The sequence below is a fragment of the Halomonas sp. A3H3 genome (assembly GCF_000982975.1).
In the GTDB taxonomy this organism is placed as follows: Bacteria; Pseudomonadota; Gammaproteobacteria; order Pseudomonadales; family Halomonadaceae; genus Vreelandella; species Vreelandella titanicae.
On record NZ_HG423343.1, the window covers coordinates 836,806 to 856,663 of the forward strand.

Annotated in this window: 16 protein-coding genes; 2 read left to right on the forward strand and 14 right to left on the reverse strand. The window is 57.6% G+C overall.

Features of this window, described 5'->3' with window-relative positions:
* Window positions 1-40: 40 nt before the first annotated feature.
* Window positions 41-664: an L-threonylcarbamoyladenylate synthase gene (locus HALA3H3_RS03605; RefSeq protein ID WP_022519943.1), complete on the reverse strand. Its 624-nt coding sequence runs from the start codon at window positions 662-664 to the stop codon at window positions 41-43.
* A gap of 87 nt (window positions 665-751) precedes the next feature.
* Window positions 752-1,672: a PHP domain-containing protein gene (locus tag HALA3H3_RS03610; RefSeq protein WP_022519944.1), complete on the reverse strand. Its 921-nt coding sequence runs from the start codon at window positions 1,670-1,672 to the stop codon at window positions 752-754.
* A 144-nt stretch (window positions 1,673-1,816) separates the two neighbouring features.
* Between HALA3H3_RS03610 and HALA3H3_RS03615 the strand changes: the two genes are divergently transcribed.
* Both HALA3H3_RS03615 and mnmC read left to right on the forward strand, forming a co-directional pair.
* A complete protein-coding gene (locus tag HALA3H3_RS03615) occupies window positions 1,817-2,116 on the forward strand; it encodes a YciI family protein (RefSeq protein WP_022519945.1) in 300 nt (99 codons plus the stop codon).
* A 158-nt stretch (window positions 2,117-2,274) separates the two neighbouring features.
* Window positions 2,275-4,281: a bifunctional tRNA (5-methylaminomethyl-2-thiouridine)(34)-methyltransferase MnmD/FAD-dependent 5-carboxymethylaminomethyl-2-thiouridine(34) oxidoreductase MnmC gene (mnmC, locus tag HALA3H3_RS03620; protein ID WP_022519946.1), complete on the forward strand. Its 2,007-nt coding sequence runs from the start codon at window positions 2,275-2,277 to the stop codon at window positions 4,279-4,281.
* A 401-nt stretch (window positions 4,282-4,682) separates the two neighbouring features.
* Here the strand turns inward: mnmC and HALA3H3_RS03625 are convergent, their stop codons facing one another.
* From HALA3H3_RS03625 to ccmB, 12 genes are all read right to left on the reverse strand, one after another.
* Window positions 4,683-4,958, reverse strand: coding sequence for a YheU family protein (locus HALA3H3_RS03625; protein WP_022519947.1), 276 nt, complete (start codon window positions 4,956-4,958; stop codon window positions 4,683-4,685).
* The gene (gene ligA, locus HALA3H3_RS03630; protein WP_022519948.1) at window positions 4,958-6,991 is read right to left on the reverse strand and encodes an NAD-dependent DNA ligase LigA; all 2,034 of its coding nucleotides are present in this window, start codon (window positions 6,989-6,991) and stop codon (window positions 4,958-4,960) included. The genes HALA3H3_RS03625 and ligA overlap by 1 nt, the downstream gene beginning before the upstream one ends.
* Before the next feature lie 182 nt (window positions 6,992-7,173).
* Entirely contained in the window at window positions 7,174-9,012 is a 1,839-nt protein-coding gene (gene zipA, locus HALA3H3_RS03635) for a cell division protein ZipA (RefSeq protein WP_022519949.1), read from the reverse strand.
* A gap of 640 nt (window positions 9,013-9,652) precedes the next feature.
* Window positions 9,653-13,147: a chromosome segregation protein SMC gene (smc, locus tag HALA3H3_RS03640; RefSeq protein WP_022519950.1), complete on the reverse strand. Its 3,495-nt coding sequence runs from the start codon at window positions 13,145-13,147 to the stop codon at window positions 9,653-9,655.
* Window positions 13,148-13,171: 24 nt separating this feature from the next.
* A complete protein-coding gene (gene ccmI / locus HALA3H3_RS03645; protein ID WP_022519951.1) occupies window positions 13,172-14,410 on the reverse strand; it encodes a c-type cytochrome biogenesis protein CcmI in 1,239 nt (412 codons plus the stop codon).
* Window positions 14,407-14,877 carry a cytochrome c-type biogenesis protein gene (locus HALA3H3_RS03650; RefSeq protein ID WP_022519952.1) on the reverse strand — a complete coding sequence of 157 codons (471 nt, stop codon included), beginning with the start codon at window positions 14,875-14,877 and terminating at the stop codon, window positions 14,407-14,409. The genes ccmI and HALA3H3_RS03650 overlap by 4 nt, the downstream gene beginning before the upstream one ends.
* Complete coding sequence (locus HALA3H3_RS03655) at window positions 14,868-15,395, reverse strand: DsbE family thiol:disulfide interchange protein (protein ID WP_022519953.1); 528 nt, start codon at window positions 15,393-15,395, stop codon at window positions 14,868-14,870. The genes HALA3H3_RS03650 and HALA3H3_RS03655 overlap by 10 nt, the downstream gene beginning before the upstream one ends.
* Entirely contained in the window at window positions 15,392-17,425 is a 2,034-nt protein-coding gene (locus tag HALA3H3_RS03660; protein ID WP_022519954.1) for a heme lyase CcmF/NrfE family subunit, read from the reverse strand. The genes HALA3H3_RS03655 and HALA3H3_RS03660 overlap by 4 nt, the downstream gene beginning before the upstream one ends.
* A 52-nt stretch (window positions 17,426-17,477) precedes the next feature.
* Complete coding sequence (ccmE, locus tag HALA3H3_RS03665; RefSeq protein WP_022519955.1) at window positions 17,478-17,987, reverse strand: cytochrome c maturation protein CcmE; 510 nt, start codon at window positions 17,985-17,987, stop codon at window positions 17,478-17,480.
* Complete coding sequence (ccmD, locus tag HALA3H3_RS03670) at window positions 17,984-18,175, reverse strand: heme exporter protein CcmD (RefSeq protein ID WP_022519956.1); 192 nt, start codon at window positions 18,173-18,175, stop codon at window positions 17,984-17,986. The genes ccmE and ccmD overlap by 4 nt, the downstream gene beginning before the upstream one ends.
* Complete coding sequence (locus HALA3H3_RS03675) at window positions 18,175-18,942, reverse strand: heme ABC transporter permease (RefSeq protein WP_009286787.1); 768 nt, start codon at window positions 18,940-18,942, stop codon at window positions 18,175-18,177. The genes ccmD and HALA3H3_RS03675 overlap by 1 nt, the downstream gene beginning before the upstream one ends.
* 14 nt (window positions 18,943-18,956) lie before the next feature.
* Entirely contained in the window at window positions 18,957-19,625 is a 669-nt protein-coding gene (ccmB, locus tag HALA3H3_RS03680) for a heme exporter protein CcmB (protein ID WP_223828158.1), read from the reverse strand.
* Between the last annotated feature and the right edge of the window lie 233 nt (window positions 19,626-19,858).

Here is a 19,858-nt window from a genome sequence, read left to right on the forward strand (position 1 = left end):
CATTAAAGCTAAAAGCAGGGATTTGCTCTGAAAAGTGTTTTTAGACGACGAAAGGAGAAATATCGCCGCGCCCTTCACGGATGATTTTCGGCGGCAGTTCGCGTAGGTCGATGACGCTGGTGGGGTCTAAATGGCAGGCGCCGCCGTCGATAATGGCATCCAGGTGGGCGCCAAAACGCTCGCGGATCTCTTCCGGGTCGTTCATGGGCAGGTCATCGCCCACCGGAATCAACGTTACGCTCATCAACGGCTCGCCTAATGCGGCCAGTAACGCGTGGGTAATGCGGTGATCCGGTACGCGCACGCCAATGGAGCGCCGCTTGGGATGCAGTAGCAGGCGCGGCACTTCTGAAGTGGCATCCAGAATATAAGTATAAGGCCCTGGAGTATGGGCTTTCAGCAACCGAAATACATCGTTATCTACCTTGGCGTAGGTGCCAATTTCCGAGAGATCGGAACACACCAGGGTGAAGTTGTGTTTATCGTCCAGTGAACGTAGCCATTTTATCTTCTCAATGGCTTTCTTCTCACCCAGATGGCAGCCAAGCGCATAGCCCGAATCAGTGGGGTAAGCAACCACACCGCCTTTACGAATGATCGCAATCGACTGATCGATGAGGCGTTTCTGAGGGTTTTCCGGGTGAATCTGAAAATATTGGCTCATTGGTAACTCCTGTCCGTAGGCACTGCCTATACAGCATAGCCGACTTGGCTTTTAACTGACCGGGCTTTGCAATGACCCGGCTGTGATTTAACCGACCGCCAGCAGGCCGGGTGACGCATCGCGCAGGTGCAGCAGCCGGGGATGCTGCCATATGGGGGGCGCCGCAGTGCGCGGCACTAGGCTCATGCTGCCGGGGGCCGCATGACTGCCAGGGAAGTGAAAATCGCTGCCCATAGAAGCGTAAAGGTCGCGCTCCACTAGCTGACGCGCCAGGTCGCGGGTGCTATCCGGGTTCTGCTGGCCGCTGACCAGTTCAACCGATTGGCCGCCCGCCGCTTGGAAGGTATCCATCAACAGGCCTCGCTTGCGCCGGGTTAAGCCGTGGCGCAGTGGATGGGCAATCACGGCCACACCACCGGAATCGACAATCCAGCTCACGGCTTCGCTGATTTCCGGCCAGTGGGCTTTAACATCGCCCTTTTTGCCGCTGCCCAGATAGCGCTTGAAGGCGCTGGCCCAGTCGGACACCACGCCTTCCGCTACCAGCGCTCGGGCAAAGTCCGGGCGGCCTAGCGGGCGGTCGCTGCCGGCGTGCAGGCGCGCTTTTTCCAGCGCGTTGGATAAACCGACTTTTTCCAGCCTTTCGGCGATCACTGCTGCACGCTGTATCCGCGCTTCACGCTGCTGAATCAGGCCTTCTACCATTGGCCCCTGTAAGCCACCGGGCATCAACGCCACCACATGGATATTGACGCCCTGCCAGCGTGTGGATAACTCACAGCCGGGGATAAGACACAGCCCTGCTTGCTCCGCCGCGCGGCCCGCTTCTTCAATGCCGTCCATGGTATCGTGATCGGTGAGCGACATGTGCGTCAGCCCGCGTTCGGCACACAGGGTTACCAGCTCGGTGGGCGTTAACGCGCCATCGGAAGCGGTTGAGTGCATGTGCAAATCAACTGGGTAGCGCTGATCGGCATCAAAGGTAGTGGGAAGTCGAGGCATAAGCATGACGCCGTGTGGCCAGTTTGTCAGAATGCGCTTTTCAGCTGTGAATGAACCCTTCGCAATGGGTAAGATATGGTGCGCGCTTATGCCAGTGCGGTCAATTAACGGTCACTTTGCATCCTCGTCTTATCAAGGAGTTATACCCAAATGCTGTATGCCATTATGAGTGAAGATGTACCCAATAGCTTAGAGCGCCGCTTAGCGGCCCGGCCAGACCACTTGGCACGCCTGGAAGCGCTGCGCGATGAAGGCCGCCTGGTACTGGCTGGCCCTCACCCTGCCATCGACGCTGAAAATCCTGGTGATGCAGGCTTTTCCGGCAGCTTGGTGGTAGCGGAATTCGACAGCCTGGAAGACGCCAAGGCATGGGCCGACGCCGACCCATACATTATTGCAGGGGTGTATGCCAAGGTAATTGTTAAGCCGTTCAAGAAAGTTATGCCTTGACGCCAATAGGCAAGTATGGAGGGTTCGTCGGCTTTTTCACAGAGCCTGTGGAAAACTCTGTGCAAACCCGGCGGACGCTTTGCGCTAAGCCAGAGATAACGCCAGCGCTAACAAATTGATCATTTTTTAACCACCTGTTCATCAATACGGATACCTGCGTGACCCAACGTTCAAACGCTTTGCCACCGCTTGCGGCATTAACGACGCCAACCCTTACCTGGAACGAGGGAGCCCCCCACGCAACAGCGTTTGATGACATCTATTTCACCCGTGGTGATGGGCGCGCAGAGACCGAGCATGTCTTTCTGGGTGCCAATCACCTCCCCGAACGCTTTGCCGCCTGGGAAGCCGCGCGGCCCTTTGTGATTGGCGAAACCGGCTTTGGCACCGGTCTCAATATGCTCTGCGCCTGGGCCTGTTTTGAACAACATGCACCTTCTTCTGCACGATTGCACCTGTTATCCACAGAGAAGTTTCCCCTTGAGCTAGTTGCCCTTGAACAAGCATTAGCTAGCTGGCCCTCGCTGGCGACTTATACACAGGCGCTCTGTGCCCAGTGGCCCGCCGCGGTTAGCGGTATTCACCGCCTGCACTTAACCGATCGCGTCACCCTTGATCTGCATTTCGGCGATACCACTGAGCGCCTGGAGCAGTTGGATGGTCAGGTCGACGCCTGGTTTTTAGACGGCTTTGCGCCGTCTAAAAACCCCGATATGTGGCAGCCTGAATTGTTTAACGCCATGGCCGCCCGTTCACGCCCCGGCGCGACTTTCGCCACTTTTACCTGCGCAGGCATCGTTAAGCGGGGCCTGAAAGCGGCGGGCTTTAACTGGAAGAAAGTGCCGGGCTATGGCCGCAAGCGGGAAATGCTAGCGGGCAGTATCGAAGCTCCACCAGCGGATCACCGCCGCCAGGCCACTCCCTGGTTTATCCCACCGCCTGCGACACCGGCCAAGCACGTTGTGATAGTCGGCGCCGGGTTGGCGGGAAGCAGCGTAGCGGCAGCGCTGGCACGGCGGGGCATTAAGGTGACAGTGGTGGAGCGCGAAGCACCCGGTGCGGGCGGTTCGGGTAATCGCCAGGGCGCTCTATATGTAAAGCTTGCCGCCGAGACCAATCACCAAAGCCGGGTTTATCTTGCTGGGCTGTTGTACAGCCAGCGCTGGTTAACGCAGCAAAACTCCCCCCAAAGCTTATGGCAGCCCTGCGGCGTGGTGCAGTTGGCAAGCAGTGATAAAGAGGCACGCCGCCAGCAGCGTTTTATCGAGCAACACCCGCTGCCACCTGAAGTCGTCACGGGCATGGAGAACCCGGCGTTAACCGAAACGGCAGCAATCACCGTCAGTGCACCTCACGGGCTTTATTATCCACAGGCGGGGTGGGTAAGGCCTAAGGCGCTGTGTGAGTACTTGCTTAGCCAACCAGGCATTAGCTTGCAGCAAGGCGACGTTAGCTCCCTTACCCAACTAGAAAACGGCTGGCAACTGAACTTGGCCGATGGCAGTACGTTGCGGGCGGATCAGGTGGTGATTGCCAGCGCGCATTTGGCTAACTGCTTTACGCAAACGGCGGAATTACCGCTACAGTCGGTGCGCGGCCAGATTAGCGAGCTAACGCTACCCAATGAGGTAGCGGGCCCTAAACGCGTCGTCTGTGCTGGCGGCTATGTGGCGCCCGCTTTAGAGGGTGTGCTGACCTTCGGGGCTAGCTTTATACCCAACAATGCGACAACTGATGTGACGGACGACGACCATCAGCGCAATATCGATGAGCTGCGCCAAACGCTGCCCGCTCTGGTAGAGAAGTTGGAACAGGCAGGCATTGAGCTGAGCCCTGAGAGCCTTAAGGGCCGTGCCGCCGTGCGTGCAGCAAGCCCCGACAAAACCCCTTACGCTGGGCCGGTGCCGGTGGCAGAAGCATGGCGAACGGACTATTCACTGCTGAGCAAGGATGCCACCCGCGTGGCGGAGATACCTGGCAGGCACCATCCAGGCCTGTGGATATCCACCGCCCACGGCTCAAGGGGGCTCGCCAGCGCGCCGCTTTGTGCCGAGGTAATCGCCTCACGAATCTGCGATGAACCTATGCCACTGGAGGCACCGCTGGTCGACCACTTACACCCAGGGCGGCGGATTATTAGTGCAATTATTCGTGGGCAGACTTAATAGACAAGCTTGAGATTGCTTCGTCGTTTCACTCTCGCCATGACACATTGGCTAGGCGCCTGGCTACAACATTCTTTTGTCATCGCGAGCGAAGCGCGGCGATCTCGGGTTTGCCTGCCAATGCCAGCAAAGATTGCTTCGTCGCTGCGCTCCTCGCAACGACATATTGGGTGGGCGCCTGACCACAACATTCTTTTGTCATCGCGAGCGAAGCGCGGCGATCTCGGGTTTGCCTGCCAATGCCAGCAAAGATTGCTTCGTCGCTTCACTCCTCGCAATGACACATAGGCGTCATTGTGAACGAAGTGAAGCAATCTGGGGTGGGTGCCCCGACAGGCTGAGATTGCCGCGTCGCTGCGCTCCTCGCGACGACATATTGGGAGGCTTTTCGCAAGATGAGGCTAAATATCGCCCTCTTCTTCATCGTCGGCGACATCGCGCCCAAACGAACGCCACTGAGCCAGGGTCATCACTTCGGTCATCTCTAATTCAAGGTCGTGGGCGATAATCAGCTCATTGCGCTCAAGCTGCTTTTTCAGTTCGGCTACCCAGCCGTGCATGCCCTCGCCCGTGGTATCAGTGGTGTCGTAGCCCTGGCGGGTCACAAACGCCTCCAGCAGGGCATTGAGGGTGTCCGGCGGCAGCATTCGGGCGGGTACTTCAATAAAACGGCTCATTAACGCTGCTCCCACTCAGCCAAACGTTCGATAAAGGTGGCTTCGTCCACTACTTCCACGCCCATCTGTTCAGCTTTGGTAAGTTTACTGCCCGCCGCTTCGCCTGCGACCAGGCAGGTAGTCTTCTTCGATACACTACCCGCCACCTTAGCACCCAACGCCTGCAAGCGTGCTTTGCCCTCATCGCGGGTCATACTCTCCAATGAGCCGGTGAGCACCCAGGTCTGGCCTTCCAGCGGCGTAGGGCCTTGGGTGACTTCCGCCTCCTGCCAGGTAATGCCCGCATCAATCAGCGCGGCAATGGTTTCCTGGTTGTGCGGTTGGCGGAAGAAAGTATGCACATGGGCGGCTACAATCGGGCCGACATCGTTGACCGCTTCCAGCGCTTCCAACTCAGCGGCTTGAATGGCCTCAAGGGTACCAAAGTGGTTGGCGAGATTGGCCGCCGTCGCCTCGCCTACTTCACGAATGCCTAAGGCGTAAATAAACCGCGCCAGCGTAGTCGATTTAGCAGTTTCAAGTGCGTTGACCAAGTTGGTGGCTGATTTCTCGCCCATACGCGGCAGGCTTTGAAGCTGTTCGACAGACAAGTGAAACAGCGCCGCCGGCGTTTCTACCCAGCCCAAATCAACTAACTGCACGATCAACTTTTCGCCCAAGCCGTCAATATCCAGCGCTTTGCGACTGGCGAAATGCTTGAGCGCTTCTTTACGCTGCGCCGCACAGTAAAGGCCCCCCGAACAGCGAGCTACCGCTTCACCTTCAATACGCTCGATATCCGAACCGCACACCGGGCAATGTTCGGGAAAAATGATCTCCCTGGCATCCGATGGTCGCAGCTCGGTATGCACGCTCACCACTTGAGGAATCACATCACCGGCCCGGCGAATCGACACCGTATCGCCGATCATGACATCCAAGCGTTTGATCTCATCGGCGTTGTGCAGCGTCGCATTAGACACCGTTACCCCGGCCACGGTGACTGGTTCCAGGCGGGCCACGGGCGTAATCGCTCCGGTGCGGCCGACCTGGAACTCCACATCGTTAAGCGTGGTGACCTCTTCCTGAGCCGGATACTTGAACGCCACCGCCCAGCGCGGCGCGCGGGCAACAAAGCCAAGTTCGCGCTGGTGGCGCAGGTCGTTCACCTTGATCACCACACCGTCGATATCGAAACCTAAATCATCTCGCCTTTCGCCTAACTGGTCACAGTAATCGGCAACGGCCTGCGGGCCTTTGACCACCTTCAATTCTGAACTGGCGCGAAAGCCTAACGTGGACAAACGCTGCATTAGTTCGCTGTGCGCAGTATCCCCTAAGTCTGGCTCCAAGCGCGCAGCCTGATAAGCGTGAAACTCTAGCGGGCGTTTTGCCGTGATGCGTGGATCCAACTGGCGCAGGCTGCCTGCCGCCGCGTTGCGGGGGTTGGCAAAGACCTTGCTGCCCTCTTCCCGGGCGCGCTCGTTCAGCGCCTCAAAGCCCGCATGGCGCATAATGACCTCACCCCGTACTTCTAACAGCGCAGGCACGTTTTTACCCATCAGCTTGAGCGGTACCGAGCGCAGCGTGCGCAGATTAGAGGTAATGCCTTCGCCGGTGCGGCCATCGCCGCGGGTCGCACCGCTCACCAACATGCCCTGCTCATAGACTAGCGAGACGGCCGCGCCATCCAACTTTGGCTCGCAGGTAAATTCAAGGTCGTCTGCCGTGCATTCGAGGCGTTCGGCCACCCGTTCAGCAAAGGCGAGGATATCGTCACGGCTAAAGGCGTTATCCAGCGACAGCATGGGGATAGCGTGGGCCACCGATGGAAAGCCATCCGCAGGGGCAGCGCCCACACGCTGAGTGGGTGAATCGGGAGTGACCAACTCCGGATGCTCAGCCTCCAACTGCTGTAAACGCTGAAATTTACGATCATAGTCGGCATCCGTCAGCGTCGGTTCATCCAGCACGTAGTAACGGTAGTTGGCCTCGTCCAGGGCGGCCCGCAGTTGGTTAATCTCTTCCAGAGATTGAGAATCAGACTGACTCATTGGGGTGGGTTCCAGTACTAGCTAAAATCGGCAGCGAAAACGCAAAAGCTAAATTTCAAAAGCTAAATTTCAAAAACATAAAAAATGACAAAACAACAGCGTATTGAACAGAAACACCCGCCTTCTGGCAAGAAGGCGGGTGTTCCACAGCAAGTGCTGCTTCGTCGGTTAGTAGGCGACGATTAGCGGGCTTGCAGTTGACGATGCAGGCGATGGCGGCGCTCAAACTCACGCACCCGCTGGCGGGCAAATTCGATCGTTTGTGCGGTCATCACGCTGCGGTTTTCGTCTTTTAGCTCGCCGCCCATATGGCGAACCACCACCATGGCGGTTTCTACCATCGCCTCAAAGGCAGCGGCGCTATCGATGGCGCCAGGTAGCGGCATCAACAGCGTGATACCGGGCGTCATAAACTCACCCATCTCTTCAATGGGGAAAGTACCCGGTTTAACCACATTCACCATCGAGAACTGAAGCTCACTAGCATCGCTCTCGGTTTCAAAGCGGTGGAAAACACCCATTTCACTGCTGTAGCGCAAACCGCACACCATCATCAGCTCAAGTAGTTTGGTCCCATCGAAGCCTTCTGGATCACGGGACAGAACGCTAATCACCACGACTTCTTCGGCATTGGACAGCGTCTCTTTAGCGTGTTCACCGTTCACATCATGGCGCAGAGCTTTTTCTAGCGTTGGGTGTACGCGGACTCGCTCGTTCATCCCACGCTCACCGACAGTTTGGCCGTCGTAAGCGTCTGCCTCGAAGCTTTCTTCAAAACCTTCTTCGTGGGCTGCATACTCATGGCTTGCGTAGCGACGCGCCTCTTCATCGGCAGCATGCTGCTGGGCGGCTAGCCTTTCGGCGGCAGCCGCTTCTTCACGAGCTTGGGCCTGCTCTTGAGCAAGGCGGGCACGCTCTGCGTCAGCGGCTTCTTTGGCTTCACGCTTCTGCTCTGCTTCCAGCGCTTTGCGCTCGGCCTTCTGTTGGGCCAAGGCTTGATCACGCACCGCTTTCTCAGCTTTTTTGCGCTGCTTCTCTTTACGCCGCGCAATCAAACGACGCTTCAGCGAGCGCCCCATGCCTTCAAAGTCGACCAGGCGATACTCATCGACTTCGTCATCATCCAACTCGTCGTATTCACCCGCGGTATCAGAACGCAACTGACGCCGTTTCGGCGAATGCTCATTGGCGTGTTTAGCAAATACGGCATCTTCTGGCTCAGCCCGCAGTACCGGCTCTTGGCTGTGCTCTGGCTCCTGCTGAGTGCGAGGCTGTGCCGCCATTTCGCTGTCTGTTTCAGTGGCAGCTGTGTCACTGGCGGTGAACGAGATAGCATCTGAAGCAGCAGGTTGAGACGCTTCAACGTTCTCTTCTGCCACCGGAGAGCTAGGCGTTGCAGCAGAAGACGCAGGCTGCTCAATTTGTGGTTCCGGCTGCGAAGGTGCTGTCGCCTTGACCTGCGGCCTCTCGGTTTGAGGAGAGCCAGCTTGAGGAGAACCAGTTTGTGCAGAGTCAGTCATTGAGATACTGGGCTCGCGGCGCTCATGTTCAGTGGGCGCATTGTGGGCAGCATAACTAGCAGAAGACGTCGCCGCAGAAGTGACTGGCGGCTCTGTCTTAACGGCTACGCTTGGTGCTGGCTTAGCAACTGATGCTGCTTTATCGAGTTTATCTGCCTTATCAGCTTTGCGCTTGGCGGCTTTAGCAGAGGCGGAACGTCTAAACTCTGAAAGCACTCTAGAAGGCCCAGGATGCTCTTGACGTTCTAACTTTGGTTTATTACCTAAGCCACTATAGTCTGCGGGTTTAACAACTCGAGCACCGCCATTTGGAAGTTCCCAATTGATCTCCGCAGCTTTAGCAGCCTCCTCGGGATCATCTAGCGAACTCCCGGATAGGTCTTTCTCCGCCTGATCCAGACGGGGTACACGACGCTGCCGTTGAAGTCTTCGCACACCGTCAATAACGATGAGCGATACCAACGCCAGCCCTAAAATGATTAGCCACTCTCTTAGTTCCATGTCGAACGTTCCATGGTCGTCTTGCCGGTTGCTAAGGCACGGTGTCTAAAATGTCATGCCTGAATATAGGTAACGGCTATTGAATAATTACCTGCTATCAATAAAGCCAAGCATAGCGCGATTACTACCAAAAGGGCCAATTTTTGCTGCATTTAACGCGATTTTCACGCCATGGCAGAATTCTGCCTCTCTTTAGGCCAGAGAAATCTGACCTTAACTTCAAACAAAAGTGCCGCAATCATTAGATCTAACATCTATAAATAGCTTTATAAAGGAATCCGAGAAGCAAGAAAAGCCGTTTTGACAACCGACACACCCGCCATTGCGTATTGCCTCTATAAGCCGTTTAACCATCTCAAGCGCGCTATTAGTAGGGTTAATATAGTTAAGAAGAACGCTTTAGGACATTTTTTTACGCATTTTTCCAACAAAAAGTTTATCTACTTGGCGTTTGCCGCTTCAGCTTTGCTCACTCTACTATCGCCAATAGTGCTTTCGCTAACTCTGCTTTCGACAATAGCCTCCTTGGAAAAACGCTCTCAACAGAAGTGCTCTTCCAAGAACTCTGCTGCTTAGTCTTCGTTCTCCCAGGTCTCAATCAGAATGCTTTCACTGCTGCTTGGTAGGATAGGGAGTTAGTTTAATCGACCAGCGCCGCCGCTTCTTCAATACCCACCGAGACTAACCGCGATACGCCGGGCTCTTGCATGGTGACACCCATCAAGCGCTCGGCGGCTTCCATGGCAATCTTGTTGTGGGTGATGTAGATAAACTGAACGTTTTCAGACATCTCTTTCACCAGCCTGGCGTAACGGCCCACGTTGGCGTCATCCAAGGGGGCATCGACTTCATCCAGCATACAGAACGGCGCGGGGTTAAGCTGAAAGATCGCAAATACCAGCGACAGCGCAGTCAGCGCCTTCTCGCCGCCCGAGAGCAGATGAATGGTGCTGTTCTTCTTACCCGGCGGGCGGGCCATAATCGCCACGCCGGTTTCCAACAGATCATCGCCGGTTAGCGTTAGCCATGCAGCACCGCCGCCGAATACGCGAGGGAAAAGGGTTTGTAGCCCAGTGTTCACCTGATCAAAGGTTTCGCGGAAACGCACACGGGTTTCTTGATCGATACGCTTAATCGCCCTTTCGAGGGTTTCCAGCGCTTCGGTCAGCTCAGCATGCTGCGCTTCCAGATAATTTCGCCGCTCGGCCTGCTGGTCGTACTCCTCAATGGCAGCGAGGTTGATCGCCCCCAAGCGGCGAATTTTATCCGTGGTGCTTTCCAGGCGTTCCTGCCAACGGGTTTCCGTCGCTTCCTGGGGTAACTGTTCGGCAAGAGTCTCGACGTTATGACCAAGCTCAGCTAACTGCTCATCCTGGGTGGTGGCTTTAAGCGCCAGCGCCTGCACGTCCATGCGCCGCTGCTGGAGCTGCTCGCGGCTCTGTTCCAGGTTGCGCTCGTGCTGCTGGCGGGCAAGTTCATCGTTACGCAGCTGTTCTGCCAGTGCCTGAGCCTGCTGGCGAGTGGCGTTTAAGCGCCCTTCCTGCTGCTCGCGCTGATGAAGCAGCTCTTCAAGCTCTTCACCGGCCAGCTCGTCGGGTTCGATCAGCATTTCCCGTGACTCTTCCAGCTCGGCAATCCGCAGCGAGAGCCGCTCTTCAGAGTCACTTGAACGCGCCTGCTGTGAGCGCAGACTATCGCGCTCGGCACTCAAGCGTTCACGCTCCAGCGCCAGCGCCTGCTGCTGCGCTTTGAGCGGGGCGTGCTGCTGGGTCAACTGGTCACGCGCTTCACGCTGGCGGTTGCGCTGCTCGGCACTGGTTTCCCGCGCTTGCGCCGCGCTTTCCAACTGTTCCATCGCCACATGCCAACGGGCGCGCTGCTCATCGATGGTAAGCGCTAACTCCGCCTCATCCTCTTGCAGTTGGGCAAGCTCTTCATCGAGCTCAGTGGCGCGACTCTCCAGATGTTCCAGACGCTGGGCCAGGCTGCGCTCTTTTACCGCCAGCTGTTGCAGGGTGGCGGCGTGGGCGCGCTCCTGTTCGGCCTGCTGCTCACGGGCCTGCTCCAGTGTTTCAATGGTCTCACTGGCCGCTTCACACTGCGCTTCTGCCAGCGCCAGCGCCTCTTCTTCACTTTCGCGCTGGGCGGTCAGTTCGGCGTAGCGGCGGCGCGTTAATAGCAGCCCGTCGATACCTTCACCGTTGGCCTGCTGGTTCAGCCAGCCGCGGCCCAGCCAAACGCCATCCTGGCTCACCACGCTTTCGCCGGGGGCGAGTTGCGCTACCTGCGCCTCCGCTTGTTCTGCCGTTTGCGTATAGTGAATGCTTGCTAACCATTCACCCAACGCACCGGCGCCTTTGACCAAACTGTCTAATCGCTGGCCAGAGGTTGAGGCGGCGGGCGGTGTTTGATCAATCAGCCGCCACTCCGTGGCTAAGGCGTCAGGTAAAGCGGCCAGTTGGTGGCGGTTCACCAGGCGGGCATTGAGCCAGGGCGCGAGCAGCCAGGACACCAGCGTTTCCCAGCCGGGCTCAACCTGCAGTGCTTCACCCAGTTGAGGGGCATCCGCTAAACCATACGCTTCCAAGGTCGTGCCAATAGCAGGATCGTGATCCACCAGGGCGGCATCAATCAACGCTTGAAGTGAGGCTAACTCCCCCTGGCGCTGACTGAGTTCAGCGCGCTGATTGTCCCGCGTCTGAGTGGCCTGCTGATAGGCTGCTTTAGCATCGCCGTAGCGCTGCTGCCATTGATCGCGCTGGGTTTGAAAGCCTTCCGACTGCTCCTCGGCCTCGGTCAACTGCGCCTGGCACACAGCGTGCTCTTCACGCAGCGTGGTGAGATCGGCGACCTCGCTGCGCTGCTGACGGCGGCGCTGATTTTCCGCTTGTAAACGCTGAATACGCTGTTCAAGGTCGCGCAACTGATCCTGGCTGCGATCCGCATCGCGGCTGGCATCCCGCCAGCGGGTTTCGGCATCGGCCCACTGCTGCTCGGCGGCTTCCAGCGCGGGTGATGCGTCGGCCAACGCCTGCTCCAGGCTTTCGAGCTGCTCCTCCAGCGCTTCGTGTTCGGGGAGCAGATCCTCAAAGCGCTCGTCAATGGCGGCTAAACGCTCCTGATCGCCTTCGCTAACGCGGCGCTGCTCGTCCAATTCGCGCCGAGCCGTGGCGATGTCGCTGGCCAACTGGGTTTCACGGCTGCGCCGGTGGGCCTGATCCTGTTCCAAACGGGCGATGCGCGTAGTGGTTTCAAAGAACTGCTGCTGATGGCGATCAAGCACCTCCGAAAGTTCGTCGTGCTGCTCCCGGGCCTGCTCCAGGCGGGTTTCGCATTGGCGCACGCCGAAGACATCTTTTTCTACCGCTATTTCCAATTCGCGGACGCGGCTCTCTTGATGCGATTGCTCGGCACGCAGGGCACGCCCGCGCAGCAGCGCCAGCTCGCCCTTGAGCCGATACTCCTGTTCCTTAAGATCCTGATAGCGCTTGGCGGCTTCGGCCTGACGTTTGAGGCGCTCTAGCTGTTTATCCAGCTCTTCGCGAATATCGTCCAGACGCTCCAGATTCTCCTGGGTGCGCCGCATGCGGTTCTCGGTTTCCCGGCGGCGCTCTTTATACTTGGAGATACCCGCGGCCTCTTCCAGGGTCGAGCGCAGGTCGTCGGGGCGGGCTTCAATCAGCCGCGAGATCATCCCCTGGCCGATAATCGCGTAGGAGCGCGGCCCCAGACCGGTACCCATAAACAGGTCGGCGATATCGCGCCGACGGCATTTCTGGCCGTTAAAGAAGTAGTTGGATTGTCCGTCGCGGGTGACCAAGCGCTTAACGGCAATTTCCGCGTATTGGGCGTAAACGCCGCCCATGCCGCCGTCGCGATTGTCGAACTTGAGTTCTATGGATGCCTGGCTGATCGGTTTACGACCGGTGGAGCCGTTAAAGATAACGTCGGCCATGGACTCGCCGCGCAGGGTTTTGGCGGATGACTCCCCCATTACCCAGCGCACGGCGTCAATAATATTGGATTTACCGCAGCCATTGGGGCCCACGATGGCGGTCATATTGCCATCGAAGGGCACCGTGACAGGATCCACAAAGGATTTAAAACCGACTAAACGAATCGACGTTAAGCGCATACCGAAGCGGCATTCCCGTTGCGATTATTCAAAGACACGGTTAATCACCACTTCGGCCGCTTCGTCGTCTGCAATCGGCCCGATGCTGACGTTCTCAAGGTCACCAAACAGATCTCCCGGCTGGGGCGTTGCTTGGCCTGAGGGCGAAACACGCACCACTAAACGAGCTTCCTGTACCTGGGAGATTTGCGCCTGGGGGGACATCGCGGCACTGTTATCTAGCGTCACGGTCATGGGCAGCTCAGATACTTGCGCCCGCACCACGGCCAGGGGCGGTAACTCACCTTCAATATCGCGGGCGGTGATAAAGACGCTGGCATCGCCATCTACACGCCCGACAAGCTCCTCATCCAGCGAGACACGTACACGAATGCCGGTGCCTTCGGCGACGCTTTCTTCAGGCTCAACGCCCAATCGCTCCTGAGCCACGCGAATGCCATCGCGCAGCGAGGACACGGTGTTGGGATCCTCGATATTGGCAATTGCCCGGCGCCAGTGGTCAATAGCCTGCTCGTAATCGCCGTTATCGAAGGCATTAATGCCCAGCAAGCCCAGCACGGTGGGCTGGCGGGGATCCTGCGCCAACGTCTCGTCGACCAACGCTTGTACTTCGTCGGTAAGCTCGCGCTCAGCCATAAAGAAGCGAATTTGCGCCAACTGCGCCAGCAGCGGTGGGATGCGCCCTTCAATCCCGATCAGGTGCTCCAGGGCGTCCACGGCCTTGGGCATTTGTCCGGTTTCACGGTAGAGCGGAAACAGCTCGCTCCACACATTGGGGTTATCCGGCTGGCGTTCGGCCTGCTCCTCCATGCGCTCGATGTACATGGCAAGCGATCCCTCGGGGTCGTTCTGTACTTCCTGCTGCACGGCCAGAAGCACCAGATCGCCCTCTGCGCCCTTTTGCTGGTACCAAATAACGCTAACAGCAACTACAGCCAGCATTATCACTGGCACGACAATACGGCCGGTGCTGGCACCCTTTAGCGGCCGACGCTCACGAAAAGCAGTGTCTTCCAGCAGGCTGCGCTCAAGTTCCAGCCGGTCTTCCTCAAAGCGTGCGGCATCTATGTCGCCGCGTTCTCGCGCCGCTTCCAGTGACGCCAAGCGGCGCTTGAAAATCGCCACGTTCTGCTCGGCGGAGGTGTCGTTGGCTTCAAAATCGCGCTGCTGGTCATGCAGGGCACGCGCGTTTCTTAGCGGTGAAACCAGCAGCCACAGCGCGGGGAGCAGTAAAATGGCAATGGCTATCCAGAGCAGCGTCATGAAGACCTCTTACGGTTAGTCAGCGCGTCTATGCGCTGGCGCTCTTCGGCGCTCAACGCTTTAGCAGAGGCGTTGCGGCGGGCGCGAATCATCAGCACGACCACAATAACGCCTAGCAACACCAGGGCAATGGGCAAGCCCCAGAGCAGGTAAGTACGGCTCTCTAAACGCGGGTTGTAGAGAATATATTCACCAAACCGCTGCACCATATGGTTGATAATTTCGATATCCGACTGCCCGTCTTGCAACAGTTGATAAACCCGCTCACGCATATCTGCCGAAATGGGTGCATCGGAATCGTTTATGGCTTGGTTTTCACACAGTGGGCAGCGCATGGAGGCGGTTAAATCGTGATAGCGCTTCTCCATGACCGGGTCGTCAAATTCGCGCAGTTCGATACCACCTGCCGCTGCACCAAACGCTATGACCAGCAGTAGTAGCGCTGCCATGGTTCGCATTAGCGCCATTTTTCCACCTCCGGAAGAATTCGCTCGCGCACGTCTTGCGGTGATACGTAGCCTTTATGGTGATAGCGAATGACCCCGTCGGCATCGACCAGGAATGTCTCCGGGGCGCCGTAGACGCCAAGATCAAACCCTAGCTCGCCTTCCGGATCAAAAATATTAACTTCAAACGGATCGCCAAATTCGCTGAGAAACTGCATGCCTTTCTCGCGGGTATCGCGGTAGTTGACCCCGACCATGCGAATGTCGTTATCAGCCAGTTCCAGCAGTTGCGGCATCTCCTGCTTACAGGCCGGACACCACTCGCCCCACACATTCACCAGCGTCACTTCACCCTCTAACAGCGTTTGGTCAACGCGGCGATTCTCATCACGCAGCGTGCTGGCTTCAAAGGTCGGGAACTCCCGCGCCATCAGCGCTGAATCCCGCTGGGAGGGGTCCAGCGAGAGGCCTTGGTAAAAGAACAGCGCCAGGGCTAAAAAACACACCGGCAACAGTAATAGCAGTAGCCGTCGCTTCATGCCGTGGCCTCCCGTGCGCCATTTTGAGTACTGTTCTGAGTACTATCATCCTGGCTAGCCACTTTGGGCGCTTCACGGGTGGATGCGGTACGGCGGTAGCGCTTGTCGAGCACCGCCAATACACCGCCAAACGCCATTAGCAGTGCGCCCAGCCAGAGCCAACGGACGAACGGCTTATACTGCACCCGCATTGCCCAACTGCCATCGCCCAGGTTCTCACCCATGGCGACATAGAGGTCGCGGAACAGCCCTGGGCGCAGGGCCACTTGCGTCATCGGCATACCGGTGGCCAGGTAGAGACGCTTTTCGGGCCGCATGGTAAAGCTGCTGCCTGAGTCGCCGCGCTGCACTTGTAGAATCGAGGTATCCGCCAGGAAGTTAGCGCCACGACGCTCGGTTAACTCGGTCATGGTGAACTGATAGCCCGCGACTTCGACCGTGGTGCCCGGCGACATGCGCACGTTGCGCTCAATGTTGTAGTTGGACACTACCGTCACGCCGACGATAGTGACCGCAACACCTACGTGCCCCAGCACCATGCCCCAATAAGCCAGGGAGAGCTTACGAACACCGGCCAAAAACGAACTGGCGTGGCGGGTTTTATCGAATACATCGCGCACCATCGGCAGCACAATCCAGAGTGCAGAGACAATGCCCAGGGAGACAAACAGGTTCCACTCGCCACGGTACAGCAGCGGCATTAATATGCCGATCACCAATGCGGCCACACCGGCTAACCACAGTTTACGAATCAGATCCCGTGCCGCCATGCTCTTCCAGCGCGTTACCGAGCCAAGCCCCATAAAGATACACATCAACACGGTAAGCGGCACAAACAGGGTATTAAAGTAAGGCGGGCCCACGCTGATTTTCCCCAGCCCCAGAGAATCCAGAATCAGCGGATAGACGGTACCCAGTAGCACGGTGACGGTCATAATCACCAGAAAGATATTATTAACCAGCAGCAGCGCATCCCGGGAGAGCCAGTTAAACCCCACCTTATGACTTACCCGCGGAGCGCGCAGGGCAAACACCAGCAGCGACAGCGTTACCGTAATGGCCAGCAGCATCAGGATAAAGAAACCGCGGGCCGGGTCGTTAGCGAACGCATGCACCGAGGTCAGCACCCCAGAGCGAACCAGGAAAGTGCCCATTAGCGACAGCGAGAAGGTCGAGATCGCCAGCAGCACGGTCCAGCTTTTAAACGAGCCGCGCTTCTCGGTGACCGCGAGTGAGTGAACCAGTGCGGTTCCCGTCAGCCAGGGCAGCAGTGAAGCGTTTTCGACCGGATCCCAGAACCACCAGCCACCCCAGCCAAGCTCGTAATAGGCCCACCAACTGCCTAACGCGATACCCACGGTCAGGAATGCCCAGGCCAGATTCGTCCAGGGCCTTGCCCAGCGCGTCCAGGCCGCGTCTAAACGACCGCCCATCAGTGCTGCAATGGCAAATGCAAAGACCACGGAAAAGCCCACATAGCCCATGTAGAGCATCGGCGGATGCACTACTAGCCCGAAGTCTTGCAACAGCGGGTTAAGGTCGGCGCCATCCTGGGGCATACCGGGCAGTAGCCGCTCGAAGGGGTTCGATGTCATCAGAATAAACAGTAAGAAGCCGACGCAAACCATACCCATCACGCCCATTACTCGCGCGACCATATCCCGCGGCAGGTTGCCGGTAAACAGGCTGGCCGCACACCCCCAGCCCGCGAGCATAAAGCTCCACAGCAGCACCGACCCTTCATGGTTGCCCCACACCGCGCTGAACTTGTAGTACCAGGGCAGCAGCGAGTTGGAGTTGTTGGCCACGTTCGCCACGCTAAAATCGTCCAGCATATAGCTGGCGGTCAAACAGGCGTAGGCAATGGCAATAAACACAAACTGCCCCACCGCCATGGGCTGACCATAGGCCATCCACAGCGGGCGCCGGGTGGCGGCACCGGCCAGCGGCATCACGGCCTGCACCGCCGCCATCAGCAGCGCGATAATGAGGGCAAAGTGGCCAATTTCAGGAATCATTTTGATAAACATGTGCGCTCCGAACCAGCACTGGCGGTAAGGCAAGGCGGTTAAACGGTGGGTCTTAGTATTCGCTTGCTTGGGGTACGCCTTCTTCGTCCAGGCGTTTACCCACTTCCGCGGCTTTGGCCTGGTAGTCGGCTGGCGAATAGCCCGCCTCTTCAAGTGCCTGGGCGACTTCAGGGGGCATATAGTTCTCATCGTGGCGCGCAAGCACTTTATCGGCGTACAAACGACCATCGGCCTGAAGCTCTCCGATCACCACCACGCCTTGGCCTTCGCGGAACAAGTCGGGCAGGATGCCGCTGTAGTAGACCTCCAGGTCATCAACGTAATCGGTGACGACAAACTCGACGTCCAGGCTCTCAGGGTCACGGGATACAGAACCCTCTTTTACCATGCCACCGGCGCGAATCTGCCGCTCCATGGGCGCGTCGCCCTGGGCGATCTGTACCGGGCTGAAAAACAGATTGATGTTAGCGCGCAGCGCGTACAGGGTCAGCCCCACGGCAATCGCGGCCAGCGACACAAGGCCCAGGATAATAAAGAGTTTCTGTTTACGTTTAGGCGTCATTGGGCGTTTCCCCTTGCGCTGTTTGCGCGTCTTGCACGGCGTTTCAAGCCTTTAATCAATTGGCGCTGTTCAGCACGCGCATGCCATACGGTGGCGAGCAGCAGTAGCGCTGTCACGCCCCAGGCAGACCACACATAAGGCGCGTGACCACCCATGGCGAGAAATTCGGAAAATGAGTCAAACGCCATTAGCGAGCCTCCTCTGCCGGTACTTTCACCACTTGGCCGGTCACCAATTCCTGTACCCAGCGTTTGTTAGCTTCGCGGCGCAAAATTTCACTGCGTGTGCGCATCAGCGTTAAGGCAATGAAAAAGCAGTAAAAACCCAGCACCATAATGACCAGAGGCAGCCACATTTCAGTAGGCATGGCCGGGCGCGAGGTCAGCGTAAATGAAGCGGGCTGGTGCAGGGTGTACCACCAGTCCACCGAGTATTTGATGATGGGAATATTGATCACCCCCACCATGGCCAGCACCGAGGCTGCCCGTGAGGCGCTATCGCGGCTGGTAAAAGCCCCACGCAGAGCAATTACGCCCAAGTACAAAAACAGCAAGATCAGCATTGACGTTAGCCGTGCATCCCACATCCACCAGGTGCCCCAAGTGGGCACACCCCATACGGCACCGGAAAACAGCGCGACAAAGGTCATAGCTGCGCCAAGAGGCGCCATCACCGCCGCCGCCATATCGGCGACTTTAATTTTCCAGACCATAAACACCAGGCCGGAAACCGCCATGGCAATGAAGATAGACTGAGCCAAAAAGGCCGCCGGCACATGGACGTAAATAATTCGGAAGCTATTACCCTGCTGGTAATCCGCTGGCGCAAACGCCAATCCCCACAGCGAGCCAGTGACGATCAACAGCGCCGCCGCGGCCCAAAACCAGGGCTGTAATTTGGCACTAATGCCGTAGAACCACTTGGGTGATCCCAGCTTGTGTATAAAGGCCCACATAGCGTGTCCCGTCCTTAACCGTTAATACTGATACGCAGCGATGCGGCAATCGCCCACGGCGCCAACATGAGTGAGGCAGCGAGCAGCGCGCCCAGGATAGCCAGGTGTGCGGAGACACCCTCTCCAAAAATGGCCGCCTGCACCGCGCCTGCGCCAAAAATGAGCACCGGGATATACAACGGCAGCACCAGTAGCGAGAGCAGCACTCCACCCCGTGCCAAGCCAACGGTTAACGCCGCACCGATGGCGCCAATCAAACTCAAGCTTGCCGTACCCAGGGCAAGCGACAGCGCCAGCACGGCGTAGCTGCCCGCCGGCAGCGCCAGCATAATACCCAATATCGGCGCCATCAGCGCCAACGGTAGGCCTGTCAGCAGCCAATGCACGGCCACTTTGGCCAAACTTAGCGCGACTAACGGCTGCGGCGCCAATAGCAGTTGCTCCAGACTACCGTCGTCATAATCGCTGCGAAACAGGCTGTCTAATGAAAGCAGCGCGGCTAACAAAGCCGCGACCCACAGCAAACCCGGTGCAATCACCGCTAACAGCTCAGGATCGGGCGAAATAGCGATCGGGAACAGCGTGATCACCAGGGCAAAAAACACCAGTGGATTGAGCACTTCGCCACGACGTCTCAGCAATAGCGTTAAGTCACGCACGAGCGTGGCCTTCACTGCGGTCATTAACCCACCATTATGCTCACGCAGTGGCACTGCTGAAACCTGTTGGGTGGTCTCCGAGCTTTGTGAAGAGCTATTTGAAGCGCCATGTAAAGAGCTGTGCAACCCTTTCTCCTCTACCATACAAGCATCGGTGCCCAGTGGAGGTTTCCGCGAGGGCGCTGTAAACCCCTCCCTGGGCGCTACTTTTGTCATCCATGACAAAAGACCCTCGCTTCAACCTCCCCTGGCACCAC